Genomic DNA, 17,873 nt, shown 5'->3' with positions numbered 1-17,873 from the left:
GCACTCCGGCCAGCATGGCCTGCGCTATCTCCACCGGGATCGCCGCGACCAGCGCGCCGAGCCGCTGCCACAGTCCGGTGACGACGATCAGCACACCCGCCACCGCGAACGCCCCGATCGCGGCGGGCCAGCCGCCCGCCACCGCACCCGTCCCGGCCAGCAGCGCCGCGCCCGGCGTCGACCAGGCCAGCGTGATCGGCATGCGGTAGTGGTAGCTCAGCGCCATCATGCCGACCGCCTGCGTGACGCACAGCGCCAGCAGACCCGACGCGGCCTGCGCGTGGCTCGCCCCTACCGTCGTCAATCCGCTCAGCACCACGGCGAACGAGCTGGTGAATCCGACCAGCGCCGTCACCGCGCCCGCGCCGAGCGGCAGCGCCAGTCCGGCTCGCGACCGTTCCGGTTCCCGCGTCGCGGTGGTCTCGGTGGTGGATACGTTCGACATCGGTGGGATATTGCCGCTGGTCACGAAGGCGTGTCGCCTGCCAGTGCCGCGAAACTGGCCTGACTTGCACCGGAGGTCGGCACGCGGCGGGAGTGTTCGGCGACATCCGTACATCCGGATGCGTAGGGTGGGGGAGTCGGTGCGCGAGGACGCGATTCGGGATGAGGAGCTGAGTTGAGCGCGGTACTGATCTCACCGGAGGAGCTTCGGGAAGCCTTGGCGGACAAGCGGCTTCGCTTGCTGGACGTGCGCTGGGCGCTGGGTGATCCGGACGGGCCGCAGCACTATCTCGCCGGGCATGTTCCCGGCGCGGTGTTCGTCGACCTGGAAACCGAGCTGGCCGCGCCGCCCTCACCCGCGCGCGGCAGGCATCCGCTGCCGGAGGCGGCGCAGCTGGAGAAGTGCGCGCGCAGCTGGGGCCTGTGCGAGGGCGACCCGGTGGTCGTCTACGACGCCACCGGCGGCATGGCCGCCGCGCGCGCCTGGTGGCTGCTGCGCTGGGCGGGCGTCGCGGACGTGCGCATCCTCGACGGCGGGTTGCCCGCCTGGATCGAAGCGGGCGGCGCCGTCGCGACCGGCGCCGAGCCCGACCCCGAGCCGGGTGACGTCGAGCTGCACCCCGGCCACCTGCCGGTGATCGATGCGGACGCGGCGGCGCGCTGGAAGGGCGTGCTGCTGGACGCCAGGGCGAGCGAGCGTTTCCGCGGCGAGGTGGAGCCGATCGATCCCCGCGCCGGGCACATTCCCGGCGCGCTGAGCGCTCCGACCGCCGACAATCTCGACGCGGGCGGGCGCTTCCGTGCCGTGGCCGAGCTGCGCGACCGGTTCGCCGGTTTCGGATCCGGGCCGGTGGCCGTGTACTGCGGTTCCGGCGTGACGGCGGCGCACCAAGTCGCGGCGCTCGCCATCGCGGGTGTGGAGGCGGCCTTGTACCCCGGGTCGTGGTCGCAGTGGTCGAACGATCCGAAACGGCCGGTCGCGACCGGTAGCTGACGCCTTACAACCAGGCCCGGGCCAGGAGATCGTCGTCGGCGACCTCGCTCACCCGTGGCGGGAACCGGGTGGCCGCGATCGACTCGATATGCGTCCCGTCGTGCCCGATCACCCACGAGCCACCGCGCTCCTCGCATTCGGCGATCTTCGCGAAGGTGGTGAGCAGGAAGGTGATCGCCTCGCGCGGGTCGCTGGTGCGGGCCAGCCGCTGGGATTCACCGGGGCGCGACAGGTCCAGCCACACACCACACTGCCCGTCGAGCCGCATGCCGACGATCTTGTCGGCATGCACGAAGGTGAATTTGCGCCGTTCCCACGTGGTCGTCGGTGTGAAGCTCTGCTCGAGAACCTGGAGCAGGATCGTCATGCCGCTTCCTCCGCTTTCTCGAAACCAAGCTGCGGTTGTTCTGCGATGACCTGCGGATATCCCAGTATGTGCCGGTTGGGCGCAGAAATCCACAACGGTCGTGGCACGGTGTGCGCGGACGTGTCGTACCCGCCTGCTTGGATGGGGTGATGCTGCACGGACTGTGGTCGCCGGGTGCCGGGTTGCTGCTCTGGCACGACTCGCAGGCCGCCGCGACGTCCGCCGAGCTTCCGGATCCGCTGGGCAGCGTGCTGCGGGCGTCGAAGTTCCGGCACCGGGCCGAGGTCCTGGTCGTCGAGCACGGGGTCGCCGGGACCGCGCAGGTCCGCGCGCACGCTCTGGCTCCGGCCGCGGCGGCCGGGGCGCTGCGGCAGCGGTTGCCCGCCGAACTGGTGTCGGGGGATCTGCGCTACCTCGCGCATGTCGCGGGCGGCATCGAACGCTGGGTGCGCGCCGGGCGTGTCGTACCGGAACTGCGCAGGGAGGACGGCCAGTGGTGGGTGCGCTGGCGGCTGGTCGGCGGGGAACGGCAGCGGGCCTGGCTGGCCGAACTCGCGGTCGCCATGCCGGAGGCGTTGCGGGTCGCGGGGCGTCCGGCGGCGCTGCTCGAAGACCTGGTCACCGAACTCACCGACCCGATCGCGCGGTCGCTGGCCGATCTGCCGGACTCGCCGCATCCGCTGGTGGCCGCCCTGGTCGGCGACATTCCGCTGGACAACGGCAGCTACCAGGTCGCCGAGGTACTGGAGCGCTGGCGGGCCAGCCTGACCGGTGACGAACCGGAACTGGTGCTGCGCCTGCTGGAGCCGGACGGCGAACTCGGAGCCGCCGACGAGTCGGTGGCGCTGTGGCGGCTGGAGGTGTGCCTGCGGCTCGCCGGTGACGCGCCGAGAACCGTTCCGCTGCACGAAGATCCGAACCTGGTCCGGATCGCGGTGGACAAGCTGGGCGCGGCCAGGCGGGCGTATCCGAGATTGCGTGACCTGCCGGCCGATCCGCGCAGCATGGATCTGCTGTTGCCCACTGAAGTGGTGCTCGACCTGGTCGCGCACGGCGTGCACGCGCTGCACGACGCGGGCGTCCAGTTGCTGCTCCCGCGCGCCTGGAGTGTCGCCGAGCCGAGCATGCGGTTGCGGGTGGAGAGCGCGGTGCCCGCCGCGGAGAGCACGGTGGGTCTGCGCGGCCTGGTCTCCTATCGCTGGGAACTCGCGCTCGGCGGCATGGTACTCACCACGGCCGAGATGGAACGCCTGGTGCGCGCCAAATCCGACCTGGTCCAGTTGCGCGGTCAATGGGTGCAGGCCGATCACAAGGCGCTGGCCGCCGCGGCGAAGTATGTCGCCGCGCACGCCGACGACTCCCCGATCACTTTCGCGGACATGCTCGGCGAGATCGCGGTCTCCCGGGTGCCGCAGGTGCCGATCACCGAGGTCACCGCCACCGGATGGGCCGGTGACCTGCTCGACCGCGCGCGGGAACCGGAAGCGGTCGCCGCGCCGGTCGGGTTGAAGGCCGACCTGCGCCCCTACCAGGAACGCGGCCTGGCTTGGCTGGCGACGATGAGCCGGATGGGTTGCGGGGCGATCCTGGCCGACGACATGGGGCTCGGCAAGACCGTCCAAGTGCTGGCCCTGCTGGTGCACGAGCGCGAAGCGTCCGAGCCGCGGCCGGGCCCTACTTTGCTGGTGTGCCCGATGTCGGTGGTCGGCAACTGGCAGCGCGAGGCGGAGCGGTTCGCGCCCGACCTGCGGGTGTGGGTGCACCACGGCGTGGGGCGGCGAGCGGGCGCCGAGTTCGACGAGACGGTCGCCGCCGCGGATTTGGTGATCACCACCTACGCGCTGCTGGCGCGCGACGCCGAGGAACTGGGCAGGCAGCAGTGGGACCGCGTCGTGCTGGACGAAGCGCAGCACATCAAGAACGCGGGGACGCGGCAGGCGCGGGCGGCGCGCTCGCTGCGGGCGCGGCATCGCCTGGCGCTCACCGGCACTCCGGTGGAGAACCGGTTGGAAGAGCTGCGCTCCATCATGGATTTCGCGATGCCCAAAGTGCTCGGCAGCCCGCAGTCGTTCCGCGCCCGCTTCGCGGTGCCCATCGAGCGCGAGCGCGACCAGAACGCGATCAGCCGCCTGCGCTGGCTCACCCAGCCGTTCGTGCTGCGCCGGGTGAAGACCGACCCAACGGTGATCAGCGACCTACCGGAGAAGCTGGAGATGACCGTGCGGGCCAACCTCACCGTCGAGCAGGCCGCCCTCTACCAGGCGGTCGTCGACGACATGCTGGCCAAGCTCAAAGAGGCGAAAGGCATGGCGCGCAAGGGAGCCGTGCTCGGGGCGCTCACCCGGCTCAAGCAGGTGTGCAACCATCCCGCGCATTTCCTGGGCGACGGGTCCAGCCTGCTGCACCGAGGGACGCACCGCTCCGGCAAGCTCGCCCTCGTCGAGGACGTGGTGGACGCGGTGCTGGCCGACGGCGAGAAAGCGCTGTTGTTCACCCAGTTCCGGGAGTTCGGCGAGCTGGTCGCGCCGTATCTGGCCGAGCGGTTCGGCGCCGCGATCCCGTTCCTGCACGGCGGCGTGCCGAAGAAGAAGCGCGACGCGATGGTCACCGGCTTCCAGGCTCCGGACGGTCCGCCGCTGATGTTGTTGTCGCTCAAGGCCGGTGGCACCGGACTCAATCTCACCGCCGCCAATCATGTGGTCCACCTGGATCGCTGGTGGAATCCCGCGGTGGAGAACCAGGCCACCGACCGCGCCTTCCGGATCGGTCAGCAGCGCAACGTGCAGGTGCGCAAGCTGGTGTGCGTGGACACGATCGAGGAGCGCATCGACGAGATGATCAACGGCAAGCGGCAACTGGCCGATCTGGCCGTCGGCGCGGGGGAGAACTGGATCACCGAACTGAGCACCGACGAACTGCGCGACCTGTTCGCCCTCGGTGCGGCGGCGGTGGGCGAATGAGTCCCTTCGTCGACTACTCCGAGTACGGGAAGAAGCTGCCGGTGCGCGGCGGAGTGGAAGCACGCAGCAGGCGCGGCGGTTTCGGCCGTACCTGGTGGGGCAAGGCGCTGGTGGAGTCGGTCGAGCGGATGGCGGAGCCGGGGCGGCTGGCGCGCGGCCGCAACTACGCCAGGTCCGGTCAGGTGGTGAACTACCGGATCGAGCCGGGCGCGGTGACGGCGGAAGTGCAGGGCAGCCAACCGCGCCCGTTCACGGCGGTGTTCACCGTGCGCCCGTTGCGCGAGGACGAACTCGAGCTGCTCATCGACACCATCCGCTCGGCGCCGGGCATGCTCGCCGAGATCGCCTCGGGCGCGCTGCCCGCCGGGCTGGGGCCGCTGCTGCTGCCGAGCACCGCGGCGGACCTGGATTTCACCTGCACCTGCCCGGATCCGGGCTGGCCGTGCAAGCACGTGGCTGCGGTCTGCTACCTGATGGCCGAGCGGCTCGACGAACACCCGCGCGAGATCCTGACCCTGCGCGGTCTCGACCTGGACACCCTGATCGGCGGCATCGAACGCGAGCCGGAACCCACTGTCTCCGACGATCCGTACGGCGAGCGCAGTCCGCTGCCGGACTTGCCCGCGGTCGATTTCCGGGCCGCTCCGGAGGATCTGGATCCGCTGCTGCTGCGCAAGGCGCTGCGGATGACTTCGGCGGAGGAGACGATCGCCGCGACCGGCCTGCGCGATCTCACCGCGCTCTATCGGCGGTTCGACCGCTGAGTTTGGTCGGCACCCAGCATCGGGGCTGTCGGTTACCGCCGGTCTGTCGGGGCGGGATCGATACCGGCGGAGCGAAGGGACCGGAGACTTCCCGACGCCGGGTGCCACTGTTCAGTGTCGCGCGGCATAACCCGGTGCGGAACTGCCCCAGCTACGCCCGCGCGCTGCCCTTGCACCGAACTTGCCGATTCGTCGGCCGTGCGTCCTCGGATCGCCGCACCCTGCGTCTCCGGGGCGAAAAGCGCACAGACCTGCGTAAACATCCTGTTATACGCTGACAGCGTGGCAGGAAAGAGCCCAACGGCCGGATCGCCCCGCGACGACCTCGGTGCTCCGGTGGATCTGCGAACACCCCCGCGCCGGGTGGTGTCGCTCGTTCCATCACTCACCGAGGCGGTGGCGCGCACTTGCCCGGACGTCTTGGTGGCCGCGACGCAATGGTGTACGCATCCAGCCGACTTGGCGGTCGAGCGGGTCCGTGGAACCAAGAACCCGGATGTCCGCCGGATCATCGAACTCGCCCCCGACCTGGTGCTGTGCAACAAGGAGGAGAACCGCCGCCTCGACGTCGAACGTCTGCGCGCGGCGGGAATCCCGGTGTGGGTGACCGAGATCGAGACCGTCGAGGACGCCATGGCCTCCCTTGCCCGGCTGTGCGTGGAGGCGCTCGGCGTCGACATCCCCGCCTGGCTCGCCGAGGCTCGAACCGCCTGGGCGGCGCCACCGCCCGAACCGGCTCGTGCGGCCGTCATCCCGGTCTGGCGCAATCCGTGGATGGTGGTGGGCCGCAACACTTTCACCGGCGACATCGCCCGCCGTCTCGGCCTGCGGCTCGTGCACGCCGATCGCCCCGACCGCTATCCGCGCGTCACGGAGGCCGAACTGACCGAAGGCGTGGACATCGCGGTGCTGCCCGACGAGCCGTATGTCTTCACCGAAACCGATGGCCCCGAAGCGTTTCCGGACATACCGGTCGCGCTGGTCGAGGGCCGCGCCCTCACCTGGTACGGGCCGTCGTTGGCGACCGCCCGCGAGACCCTCACCGCAAAGCTGGCCAGGGCGGCTCGACCCGATTCGTAACGCCCACCGACAACCGGATCAGTCCGCGATCCGGTACACGCGCTGCGCGGTGGTCCGGAAGATCCGCTCCAGCTCGGCCTGCCCGCCGCCGTGGCCGGTGACGGCCGTCGCGATCGCCTCGATGCTGTTCGCGATGCTGGTGACGGGTTTGTCGACGGGGAAGTTCGATCCCCAGATGAGCCGGTCCGCGCCGAAGACGTCCACGGCGTGCTCGACCAGCGGGCCGATCCGGTCGAGCAGTTCCGGCACCGGCGTCGGCGTGCCGCGCGGCGGGATCGGATGGCCGAGGATCGGCATCATCAGCCCGCTCACCTTCGCGACCACGTTCGGCCGCGCGGCCAGTGCGGCGAGATCGTCGCGCCACCGCACCAGCAACTGCCTGCGCAGGCCGGGATTGGCGCCGGTGTGTTTGCCTACCGCCCCGAAGATTCCCGCGGGCGTACCGAGGTGGTTCAGCACGATCGGAACCTCGGGATAGCGTTCGGCCAGCGCGGTGACGTCGGGAATGGCGTGCGAGTACACCCACGCTTCGAACGGCAGGCCGCGCTCGGCCAGCCGCGCGAAGCCGTCCAGGAATTCCTTGGTGACGAGCTTGCCCGGCGTGTGGGTGAACGACCGCACCCCGGGATCGGGATGGTGGGCGACCATGGTGCGGATACCGCGCAGTAGCGGCGACGCGGCCGCGTGCGCGTCGAGCAGTTCGCCGAACCCCGGGTCGGCCGGGTCGCCGCCGGCGAGGATCGCGCCCAGCCGCGGCGCCGCCTCCAGCGGCAGCCCCGCCACCCATGCGGTCTCCCCGGCTTTCCCCAGTGGTCCCGGTTGCGACCACTCGACCTCGATGTGCGCGATCACCTCGATCGGCGCGTTCCCGGCGTCCGCCCGGTAGTCGAACGGCAGGTAGGGCCGCAGGTAGGCGACCGGATCACCGACGAACTCCCGGTCCCGCCGCGGCGCGAGTCGCTTGGCCGCGTCCACCGGCACCGGCAGCAGCCGGAACAGTTTCGCCAACGTGCTGAAATCCCGCGGTGTGGTGAACGGATCCCACTGATGGATGTGTGCGTCGATGATCCGGATTCCCGATAGCTCCATGTCCGCCGTCCCAACCGCGCCGAAGGTTTGCTCGGCGATTGTCACATGCCCGGCGCGCGGTGCGTCCGGAATCCGCGGCCGCCGAGCCGGCTCGGCGGGTCCGGCCGGATCGGCGGGCGAACCCGGTCCGCGAGCGCACCGCCGTCCACTGAGTACCGCCTGCTCCGAATCCGCGCGCCCAGCTCACACGTTGCGGCGGTACTGACCGCCGACGGTGAAGAACGTGTCGGTGACCTGCTGCAACGTGCACACGCGTGCGGCGTCCATCAGGACCTCGAAGATGTTGTCGTCGGTGCGGGCGACCGCCTCGAGCCGGGCCAGCGCGGCATGGGCGGCGTCCCGGTTGCGCTGCTGGAACTCGCGCACCCGCCGCAGCTGCGACTGCTTCTCCGCTTCGGTGCCGCGCGCCAGCTCCAGCTCCCGGTGCGGCTCCTCGTGGGAGTTGCGGAAGGTGTTCACCCCGATGATGGGCAGCGAGCCGTCGTGCTTGCGCTGTTCGTAGCGCATCGACTCGTCCTGGATCTTGCCGCGCTGATAACCGGTCTCCATCGCGCCGAGTACGCCGCCGCGTTCGCTGATCCGCTCGAACTCGGCCAGCACCGCCTCCTCGACCAGATCGGTGAGCTCGTCGATCAGGAAGCTGCCTTGCAGCGGGTTCTCGTTCATCGCGACGCCCCACTCGCGGTTGATGATGAGCTGGATGGCCAGCGCGCGCCGCACCGATTCCTCGGTGGGCGTGGTGACCGCCTCGTCGTAGGCGTTGGTGTGCAGGCTGTTGCAGTTGTCGTAGATCGCGATCAGCGCCTGCAACGTGGTGCGGATGTCGTTGAAGTTCATCTCCTGCGCGTGCAGCGACCGGCCGGAGGTCTGGATGTGGTACTTCAGCTTCTGCGACCGCTCGTTGGCGCCGTAGCGGTCCCGCATGGCGACCGCCCAGATGCGGCGGGCCACCCGGCCGATCACCGAGTACTCCGGATCCATCCCGTTGGAGAAGAAGAACGACAGGTTCGGCGCGAAGTCGTCGATGTGCATGCCGCGCGCGAGGTACGCCTCCACATAGGTGAATCCGTTCGCCAGGGTGAAAGCCAGCTGGCTGATCGGGTTCGCGCCCGCCTCGGCGATGTGGTAGCCGGAAATCGACACCGAGTAGAAATTGCGCACGCCGTTGCGCACGAACCACTCCTGGATGTCGGCCATCATGCGGAGGCTGAACTCGGTGGAGAAGATGCAGGTGTTCTGGCCCTGGTCCTCTTTGAGGATGTCGGCCTGCACCGTGCCGCGCACGGTCGCCAGCGTGCGGGCGCGCACGTCGGCCGCTTCGGCGTCGGTCGGCGGACGTCCCTGCTCCGCCGCGAAGCGGTCCAGCGCCTGATCGATCGCGGTGTTGAGGAAATAGGCCAGGATGGTCGGCGCGGGGCCGTTGATCGTCATCGACACCGAGGTGGTCGGCGCGGTCAGGTCGAAACCGTCGTAGAGCACCTTCATGTCGTCGAGCGAGGCGATCGACACGCCGGAGGTGCCGACCTTGCCGTAGATATCGGGCCGCTCGGCGGGATCGTGCCCGTAGAGCGTCACCGAATCGAAAGCCGTGGACAGCCTTTTCGCGTCGGAATGCTCGCTGAGCACCTTGAACCGGCGGTTGGTGCGGAACGGGTCGCCCTCGCCCGCGAACATCCGCGCCGGGTCCTCGTTGTCGCGTTTGAACGGGAACACTCCGGCGGTGAACGGGAAGTGCCCCGGTAGATGCTCGGCGCGCAGGAAACGCAGCAGCTCACCGTGATCGGTGAAGCGGGGCAGGGCGACGCGCGGAATCGAGTTGCCCGACAACGTCTCCCGGCGCAGCGGGGTGTGGATCTCGCGGTCCCGCACCCGCACCACCTGTTCTTCGCCGCGATAGGACTCGGCGAGCGCGGGCCACTCCGCCAGCAGCGCGGCGTTCGCGGGGGTGAGGTCGGCGCGGGCGCGTTCGGCCAGTTCGGCGACGGCGGTGTCGTCGGGCAGTTCGGCCGCGACCTGCTCGAGGCGTTGCAGCCGTTGCGCGGCGGCGACCTGGGCGGCCGTCTCGGCGTGGTACCCGCGCACCGTCTCGGCGATCTCGGCCAGGTAACGCACCCGCGCGGGCGGGATGAGCTGGGCGAACCGGGTGGACGCGCGGGTGTCCACCCGGGGCAGCGCGCCGGGCTCCAGCCGCAGACCGTGGTTCGCGAGCAGCCCGGTCAGGTGCTGGTAGAGCGCGGTCACCCCGTCGTCGTTGAACGTGGCCGCGCTGGTGCCGAAGACCGGCATGTCCTCCGGGGCGGCGTGGAAGGCCTCCCGGTTGCGGACCAGCTGCCTGGCCACGTCGCGCAGCGCGTCCGCGGCGCCGCGGCGCTCGAATTTGTTGATCGCCACCACGTCCGCGTAGTCCAGCATGTCGATCTTCTCCAGCTGGGAGGCGGCGCCGAACTCGGGCGTCATCACGTACATCGACACGTCCACGTGGTCGATCACCGCGGCGTCGCCCTGACCGATGCCGGGCGTCTCCAGGATGACCAGGTCGTAGCCCGCCGCCTTGCACGCGGCCACGATGAGATCGATGTTGTCCGGCAGTTCGTGTCCGCCGCGAGTGGCCAGCGAACGGAAGAAGACGTGCTCGCCGTCGAGTGCGTTCATCCGGATGCGGTCGCCGAGCAGCGCGCCGCCGCCGCGCCGCCGGGTGGGGTCGACCGCGAGGATCGCCACGCGCACCTTGTCCTGCTGGTCCGACCGCAGCCTGCGCACCAATTCGTCGGTGAGCGAGGACTTCCCGGAGCCGCCCGTCCCGGTGATGCCGAGCACCGGCACGGTGCGCGCCGCCGCGGCCTCGGCCAGTTTCCTGCGGTCGGCCTCCGGCAGCGCGTCCGCTTGCAGGCAGGTGATGGCGCGTGCCAGGGCGGCGCGCTCGCCCGCGAGCACCGCGTCCGGCGCGGGTGGCTCGGCCGCGAGGTCGACATCGCAGGCGCGGATCAGCTGATTGATCATGCCGGGCAGGCCGAGTCGCTGTCCGTCCTCGGGGGAGAAGATGGTCACGCCGGACGCGGCCAGCCGGGCGATCTCCTCCGCCACGATCACGCCACCGCCGCCGCCGAAGATCCGCACGTGCTCGGCTCCGGCTTTCCGCAGCGCGTCGGCGAGATATTCGAAGTACTCCACGTGGCCGCCCTGGTAGGAGCTGACCGCGACGCCTTGGGCGTCCTCGGTGAGGACGGCGTCGACAACCTCGGCGACGGAGCGGTTGTGGCCGAGGTGGATCACCTCCGCGCCCTGGCTCTGGAGGATGCGGCGCATGATGTTGATCGCCGCGTCGTGCCCGTCGAACAGGGCCGCCGAGGTGACGAAGCGAACGGGATGGGTGGGCGTGTAGAGCGCGCTGCTGTCGGCCACTGGGGGATTCCTCCGGGGATTCCATTGCCGCCCGATACTAGGACGTCAAACTAATCGTACGGTGACTGTCGTCACATCGCCAGCCGGTCGGCGACGGGTCGCGCGCCTCGGTCGCCTCCGAGCGGCGGACCTGGAACTTCGGCCGGTAGCGCGGCCGATCGTGTTGTCATGGCGGCGGACTCGGACATACTGGGCGCATGGTGAGCGACGGCAGAGCGGAAGCCGCGATCGGGCGGCTGGTCGCCGACGGGGTGCTGACCCGCGACCAGGCCGACGCGGTGCTCGCGGCACTGGCCGTCGAGCGGGCCGCGGTGTCGGCGCGCGGGAAGGTGCTCGCCGAAATCGCCTCGTATGTCGGCGCGGGTCTGCTGTTCGGCGGGATCGCCCTGGTGGCGGCCTCGTCCTGGGACGCGCTCGATCGGCCGGTCCGGGTCGGCGTGCTCGCCGTCGTCGCGGCCGGTCTGCTGCTCGGGGGAGTGCTGCTCGCGGGGCTGCCTTCCGGCCGAGGGAACGCGCGAAGCGCCCGCGGCAGGTTGGCGGCCGCGCTGTTCGCCCTCGGCGCCGTCGCGCTCGCCGGAGCCGTCGGCGCCGCGCTCGACGGGGCCGACGCCGCATGGGTTTTCGCGTGCGCGGCCGGGGCGGTGATCGCGGTGCTCGGTTACCTCGCGCTGCCCTCCGTGCTCGGCATGCTCGTCTGCGCCTGCTTCGTGCCCGCGGCCGTCGCTGGGGTGCTGACCGACCTGTTCGACCTCGATGACATGTGGGCCGCTGTGGCGGTGCTGCTGCTCGGCGCCGGGTGGTTCGCGCTGACCAGAATCGGCGCCATGGCCGACCTCCGGGTCGGATACCTGATCGCGATCGTCACCTCCGTCGCGGCAGCGCAGAGTCTCGACGGCCGGGCCTGGGCCTATGGGGTCACGGCGGTGATCGCCGTGCTGTGCTTCGCGTTGTACGCGACGCAGCGCTCGGCGGTGCTCGTCATCGGAGGCGGTGTTGCCATCGCGGTCGCGGCGGGGGAAGCGGTCTCGGAATGGACCGGCGACTCGCTCGGCGCGGCGGCGGTGGTCGTGGCGCTCGGCGCGATCACGCTCGCGGTGGGCGCGTTCCGGCTGGCGCGGCCGCGGCGGGAGAAGGAGAACGATCCGCCCGTGCCGGTATCGCAGACGTAGGCCATCCTTCGCGCCCGTCCCACGGCTGCGCTTGCTGTAGCCCTCCGTGCGGTGGTGGGATGAATCACATCGCCCTTCGGGGAGTACCAATACTTGGACGTCCAACTATAGGATGACCGGCATACCGCATCGCGGTGTCCCGATCGCTACGAGAACAGGACTGGCATGGTTCGCGAACTCACCCATTTCATCGGCGGACAGCATGTGCCGGGCGCGTCCGGCAACTTCGGCGACGTCTTCGACCCCAACCTCGGTGAGGTGCAGGCGCGGGTACCGCTGGCGAGCAAGTCCGAGGTCGAGGCGGCCATCGCGAACGCGGAGGCGGCGCAGCCGGTGTGGGCCGCGTTCAACCCGCAGAAGCGCGCGCGGGTACTGATGAAGTTCCTGACGCTGGTGCAGGACGAGATGGACTCGCTGGCCGCCCTGCTGTCCTCCGAGCACGGCAAGACCATCGCCGACGCGAAGGGTGACATCCAGCGCGGCCTGGAGGTCATCGAGTTCGCCACCGGCATCCCGCACCTGCTCAAGGGCGAGTACACCGAGGGGGCCGGCACCGGCATCGACGTCTACTCGATGCGCCAGCCGCTCGGCGTCGTCGCCGGCATCACCCCGTTCAACTTCCCGGCCATGATCCCGCTGTGGAAGGCCGGTCCCGCGCTGGCCACCGGCAACGCGTTCGTGCTGAAGCCGTCCGAGCGCGACCCCTCGGTGCCGCTGCGGCTGGCCGAGCTGTTCCTCGAGGCCGGTCTGCCCGCAGGCGTGTTCAACGTGGTCAACGGCGACAAGGAAGCCGTCGACACGCTGCTGCACGATCCGCGCGTCAAGGCCGTCGGCTTCGTCGGCTCCACTCCCATCGCGCAGTACATCTACGAGACCGCGACCGCGAACGGCAAGCGGGCGCAGTGCTTCGGCGGCGCGAAGAACCACGCGATCGTCATGCCCGACGCCGACCTCGACGACGTGGCCGATCAGCTGATCGGCGCGGGTTACGGGTCCGCGGGCGAGCGCTGCATGGCCATCTCGGTGGCCGTCCCGGTCGGCGAGGAGACCGCCGACCGCTTGGTGGCCAAGCTGACCGAGCGGGTGCGCAAGCTCAACGTCGGCAGGTCCGACGATCCCGGCGCCGACTACGGCCCGCTGGTCGGCCAGGACGGCGTGAACCGGGTGAACAACTACGTCCAGATCGGCATCGATGAGGGGGCCGAGCTGGTGGTGGACGGCCGCGGCCTGGTCGTGGAAGGCGCTGAGAACGGCTACTTCGTCGGCGCGACGCTGTTCGACAAGGTGACCCCGGACATGCGGATCTACCGCGAGGAGATCTTCGGCCCGGTGCTCAGCGTGGTCCGCGCCAAGGACTACGAGGAGGGGCTGCGGCTGGCCGACGAGCACGAGTACGGCAACGGCGTCGCGATCTTCACCAGGGACGGCGACACCGCCCGCGACTTCGCCGCGCGCGTGCAGGTGGGCATGGTGGGCATCAACGTGCCGATCCCGGTGCCGATCGCGTACTACACCTTCGGCGGGTGGAAGCGTTCCGGCTTCGGCGACCTGAACCAGCACGGCCCGGACTCGATCCGCTTCTACACCAAGACCAAGACGGTGACGCAGCGCTGGCCCGCGGGCCTGAAGGAGAGCAACGCGTTCGTCATCCCGACGATGGACTGACGCGGATGTTCGCACTGGACGACGACGAGAAGGCGATCCGCGACACCGCGCGCGGCTTCGCCGACGAATACCTCGCCCCGAACGCGCTGGAATGGGACGAGCAGAAGCATTTCCCGGTGGACGTGCTGCGCAAGGCAGGCCCGCTCGGCCTCGGCGGCATCTACGTGCGCGATGACGTCGGTGGTTCGGGTTTGCGCAGGCTCGACGCCGTGCGCATCTTCGAGCAGCTGGCCACCGGCTGCCCGGCCATCGCCGCCTACATCTCCATCCACAACATGGCGGCGTGGATGATCGACCGCTACGGCGACGACGATCAGCGCACCCGGTGGCTACCCGGGCTGACCGCGATGGAAACGCTGGCCAGCTACGCGCTCACCGAGCCGGGCGTCGGCTCCGACGCGGCGGCGTTGAGCACCAGAGCCGTGCGCGACGGTGACGACTACGTCTTCAACGGCGCCAAGCAGTTCATCTCCGGCGCGGGCGCCACGGACGTCTACGTCGTCATGGCCAGAACCGGTGATTCGGGAGCGCGCGGGATCTCGGCGTTCATCGTGCCCGCCGACACACCCGGCATCTCCGTTGGCGCCAACGAGAAGAAGATGGGCTGGAACGCGCAGCCGACCCGTCAGGTGATCTTCTCCGACGCCAGGGTCCCGGCGGCCAACCGGCTCGGCGCGGAGGGCGACGGCTTCCGCATCGCGATGAACGGGCTCAACGGCGGCAGGCTCAACATCGCCGCGTGCTCGGTCGGCGGCGCGCAGGCGGCGCTGGACAAGACGGTGCCGTACCTCGCCGAGCGGCACGCGTTCGGCAAGCCGCTGCTGCGGAATCCGGCGCTGCAATTCGAACTCGCCGATATGCGCATCGAATTGGAGGCCGCCCGCACGCTGCTGTGGCGGGCCGCCGACGCGCTGGACGCCGACGCGCCGGACAAGGTGGAGCTGTGCGCCATGGCGAAGCGTTTCGCCACCGACGCGGGCTTCGAGGTGGCCAACAAGGCCCTGCAACTGCACGGCGGCTACGGCTATCTGACCGAATACGGCGTGGAGAAGATCGTCCGGGATCTGCGGGTGCACCAGATCCTCGAGGGCACCAACGAAATCATGCGGGTGGTCGTCGCCCGCGCACTGGTAGGAGCGGCATGAGCGACCCAGAAGTTCTGCTCGAACGGCGTGACGGGCTCGGCCTGATCACGCTGAACCGGCCCAAGGCCATCAACGCCCTGAACCACTCGATGGCACTGACGATCACCGAGGCGCTGCGCGAGTGGGCCGAGGACGACGCGGTGCGCACCGTCGTGGTCACCGGCGCGGGGGAGCGCGGCCTGTGCGCGGGCGGCGACATCGTCGCCATCCACGCCGACGCGAAAAGCGGTGCGAACACCGCGGATTCGGCCACCGGGCGGTTCTGGCGCGACGAGTACGTCCTCAACGCCTTGATCGGCCGCTACCCCAAGCCGTACGTGGTGGTCATGGACGGCATCGTGATGGGCGGCGGCGTCGGACTCTCCGGGCACGGCAGCCACCGCATCGTCACCGAGCGGTCCAAGATCGGCATGCCCGAGGTCGGCATCGGGTTCGTCCCGGATGTCGGCGGCACCTACCTGCTGGCGCGGACGCCGGGCGAGATCGGCACGCACGTGGCGCTGACCACCGCGCGGATGAGCCCGGGCGACGCCATCGCCGCGGGCTTCGCCGACTATTTCGTCGCCTCCGAGCATCTGCCCGCCCTGCTGGAGACGCTGCGCACGGAGAGCGCCGACATCGCGATCGCCAAATTCGCCACCGACGCGCCGGAATCCGCGCTTGCCGCCGGGCAGGACTGGATCGACGCCTGCTACGGAGCCGATTCCGTGGAGGAGATCGTCGCGCGGCTGCAAGCGCACGACGCGCCGGAGGCGCGGGCGGCGGCCACCGAGATCCTGGCGAAATCCCCGGTGGCCCTGAAGGTGACGCTGCGCTCGCTGCGGGCGGCGCGCACCGCGCCGAACCTGGAGGCGGTGCTGAACGAGGAGTACCGGGTGTCCATCGCGTCGCTGTCCTCGCACGATCTGGTCGAGGGCATCCGCGCCCAGGTGATCGACAAGGACCGTGATCCGAAATGGTCGCCGGCGACCCTGGCGGCGGTCACGGACGCGCAGGTGGACGCGTACTTCGCCGAGTTGGGCGATCGAGAGCTGGGTCTGCGGGCCCCGGAGGTGGCGTAGATGAGCAAGCGAATCGGATTTCTCGGCCTCGGCCACATGGGCGGCCCGATGGCGGCCAACCTGGTGCGAGCGGGCTACGAGGTGCTCGCCTTCGACCCGGTGCCCGCGGCGCGGGAACAGGCCGGGCGCGACGGCGCGCTCGTGGTCGGTTCGGCCGCAGAGGCCGCCGCGGCCGAGACCGTGATCACCATGCTGCCCAACGGCAAACTCGTCCTGGACGTGTACGCCGAGCTGCTCCCGGCCGCCGCGCCGGGCACCCTGTTCATCGACTGCTCCACCATCGACGTCGCCGACGCCAAGGCCGCGGCCGAACGCGCCACCGCCGCCGGGCACCGCGCGCTGGACGCACCGGTGTCCGGCGGCGTCGCCGGCGCGGCGGCGGGCACGCTGACCTTCATGGTCGGCGGCGCGGCCGAGGACTTCGCCGACGCGCTGCCGGTGCTCGAGGTGATGGGCGGCAAGGTGGTGCACTGTGGTGGCTCCGGTGTGGGCCAGGCGGCGAAGATCTGCAACAACATGCTGCTGGGCGTGTCGATGATCGCGCTGTCGGAGTCGCTGGTGCTTGGTGAGAAGCTGGGCCTGAGTCATCAGTCGTTCTTCGACGTCGTCTCCACCGCTTCCGGCCAGAGCTGGGCGCTGACCAGCTACTGCCCGGTCCCCGGCCCGGTGCCGACCAGTCCGGCCAACAACGACTACCAGCCCGGTTTCGCGACGGCGCTCATGTCGAAGGACCTGGGTCTGGCCGCGAACGCGTTGCGTGAGAACAACGTCGACGGGCAGCTCGGCTTGCTCGCCGCCACCATCTACGACCGCTTCAACCAGACGGATGCCGGGCGGGACTTCTCGGCTATCGTCACCGATATCCGTAACCGTTCCGACAAAGAGGATGCATAAATGGACGCATCGCGAAGCGATTCCGTGGGGGGCGGCGGCCGGGTGACGGGTGGGCGTGAGTTCGAGACGATTCTGCTGGAACGCAAGGGCCGGGTCGGCTGGATCACGCTGAACCGCCCGAAGGCGCTCAACGCGCTGAACGCGCAGGTCCTCGACGACGTCATCGCCGCGCTCGACGAGCTGGAGCACGACGACGAGATCGGCGCCATCGTGATCACCGGTTCGGAGCGGGCCTTCGCGGCGGGCGCCGACATCAAGGAGATGCAGCCCAAGTCGTACATGGACATGTTCATGAACGACTACTTCGCCCGCTGGGACCGGCTGGCGCAGTTCCGCAAGCCCACCATCGCCGCGGTGGCGGGCTACGCGCTCGGCGGCGGTTGTGAGCTGGCCATGATCTGCGACATCCTGCTCGCGGCCGACACCGCGAAGTTCGGGCAGCCGGAGATCAAGCTGGGTGTCATCCCCGGCATCGGCGGCTCGCAGCGCCTGACCCGCGCGATCGGCAAGGCCAAGGCCATGGATCTGGTGCTCACCGGCCGCAATATGGACGCCGAAGAGGCCGAGCGGGCCGGGTTGGTCTCGCGCATCGTTCCCGCCGCGGAGCTGCTCGACACCGCGCTCGAGGTCGCCGAGACCATCGCGGGCATGTCGTTGCCGGTCACCATGATCGCCAAGGAAGCGGTGAACCGCTCGTTCGAGACCACGCTCGCCGAGGGGCTGCGGTTCGAACGACGGGTCTTCCACTCGCTGTTCGCGATCGAGGACCAGAAGGAAGGCATGAACGCCTTCGTGGAGAAGCGTCCGGCGAAGTTCACCAACCGCTGACAGCGATCCCG

14 protein-coding genes are annotated in these 17,873 nt (G+C 70.1%); 10 read left to right on the top strand and 4 right to left on the bottom strand.

The features are described 5' to 3' along the window. The coding region (locus tag NB3_RS15885) for a benzoate/H(+) symporter BenE family transporter (RefSeq protein ID WP_174553210.1) at positions 1–445 on the bottom strand (445 nt) is incomplete at its 3' end. A gap of 174 nt (positions 446–619) precedes the next feature. On the opposite strand from NB3_RS15885, the gene NB3_RS15880 reads away from it, so the two are divergent. Next, positions 620–1,438: a sulfurtransferase gene (locus tag NB3_RS15880; protein ID WP_067803266.1), complete on the top strand. Its 819-nt coding sequence runs from the start codon at positions 620–622 to the stop codon at positions 1,436–1,438. A 4-nt stretch (positions 1,439–1,442) separates the two neighbouring features. Here the strand turns inward: NB3_RS15880 and NB3_RS15875 are convergent, their stop codons facing one another. Then, the gene (locus NB3_RS15875) at positions 1,443–1,805 is read right to left on the bottom strand and encodes a hypothetical protein (protein WP_067803264.1); all 363 of its coding nucleotides are present in this window, start codon (positions 1,803–1,805) and stop codon (positions 1,443–1,445) included. A 149-nt stretch (positions 1,806–1,954) separates the two neighbouring features. Between NB3_RS15875 and NB3_RS15870 the strand changes: the two genes are divergently transcribed. The 3 genes from NB3_RS15870 (at position 1,955) to NB3_RS15860 (ending at position 6,609) form a co-directional block, all read left to right on the top strand. Beyond that, a complete protein-coding gene (locus NB3_RS15870) occupies positions 1,955–4,765 on the top strand; it encodes a DEAD/DEAH box helicase (protein ID WP_067803258.1) in 2,811 nt (936 codons plus the stop codon). Continuing rightward, positions 4,762–5,529: an SWIM zinc finger family protein gene (locus NB3_RS15865; protein WP_067803255.1), complete on the top strand. Its 768-nt coding sequence runs from the start codon at positions 4,762–4,764 to the stop codon at positions 5,527–5,529. The genes NB3_RS15870 and NB3_RS15865 overlap by 4 nt, the downstream gene beginning before the upstream one ends. 282 nt (positions 5,530–5,811) lie before the next feature. Beyond that, positions 5,812–6,609 (top strand): helical backbone metal receptor, encoded by a 798-nt coding sequence (locus tag NB3_RS15860; RefSeq protein ID WP_067803253.1) that lies wholly within the window; start codon positions 5,812–5,814, stop codon positions 6,607–6,609. An 18-nt stretch (positions 6,610–6,627) separates the two neighbouring features. Here the strand turns inward: NB3_RS15860 and NB3_RS15855 are convergent, their stop codons facing one another. Together NB3_RS15855 and icmF are read right to left on the bottom strand one after the other, a co-directional pair. Further along, the gene (locus NB3_RS15855) at positions 6,628–7,698 is read right to left on the bottom strand and encodes an amidohydrolase family protein (RefSeq protein ID WP_067803251.1); all 1,071 of its coding nucleotides are present in this window, start codon (positions 7,696–7,698) and stop codon (positions 6,628–6,630) included. Positions 7,699–7,881: 183 nt separating this feature from the next. Continuing rightward, positions 7,882–11,100: a fused isobutyryl-CoA mutase/GTPase IcmF gene (icmF, locus tag NB3_RS15850; RefSeq protein WP_067803249.1), complete on the bottom strand. Its 3,219-nt coding sequence runs from the start codon at positions 11,098–11,100 to the stop codon at positions 7,882–7,884. A gap of 197 nt (positions 11,101–11,297) precedes the next feature. Here icmF and NB3_RS36575 point away from each other — a divergent pair, with 197 nt between their 5' ends. The 6 genes from NB3_RS36575 (at position 11,298) to NB3_RS15820 (ending at position 17,862) form a co-directional block, all read left to right on the top strand. Then, a complete protein-coding gene (locus NB3_RS36575; RefSeq protein WP_067803246.1) occupies positions 11,298–12,269 on the top strand; it encodes a DUF2157 domain-containing protein in 972 nt (323 codons plus the stop codon). Between the two features lie 165 nt (positions 12,270–12,434). Beyond that, the gene (locus NB3_RS15840; RefSeq protein ID WP_067803243.1) at positions 12,435–13,934 is read left to right on the top strand and encodes a CoA-acylating methylmalonate-semialdehyde dehydrogenase; all 1,500 of its coding nucleotides are present in this window, start codon (positions 12,435–12,437) and stop codon (positions 13,932–13,934) included. Between the two features lie 5 nt (positions 13,935–13,939). After that, positions 13,940–15,079 (top strand): acyl-CoA dehydrogenase family protein, encoded by a 1,140-nt coding sequence (locus NB3_RS15835; RefSeq protein WP_067803241.1) that lies wholly within the window; start codon positions 13,940–13,942, stop codon positions 15,077–15,079. Further along, complete coding sequence (locus tag NB3_RS15830) at positions 15,076–16,140, top strand: enoyl-CoA hydratase/isomerase family protein (protein ID WP_067803239.1); 1,065 nt, start codon at positions 15,076–15,078, stop codon at positions 16,138–16,140. The genes NB3_RS15835 and NB3_RS15830 overlap by 4 nt, the downstream gene beginning before the upstream one ends. After that, entirely contained in the window at positions 16,141–17,034 is an 894-nt protein-coding gene (mmsB, locus tag NB3_RS15825) for a 3-hydroxyisobutyrate dehydrogenase (RefSeq protein ID WP_067803237.1), read from the top strand. Further along, positions 17,035–17,862, top strand: a complete 828-nt coding sequence (locus tag NB3_RS15820) for an enoyl-CoA hydratase (RefSeq protein WP_067803234.1) — start codon at positions 17,035–17,037, stop codon at positions 17,860–17,862. Positions 17,863–17,873: the final 11 nt, after the last annotated feature.

This window comes from Nocardia beijingensis NBRC 16342 (genome assembly GCF_001612785.1).
Taxonomy (GTDB): domain Bacteria; phylum Actinomycetota; class Actinomycetes; order Mycobacteriales; family Mycobacteriaceae; genus Nocardia; species Nocardia beijingensis.
This window is presented reverse-complemented; position numbering and strand designations above follow the sequence as displayed.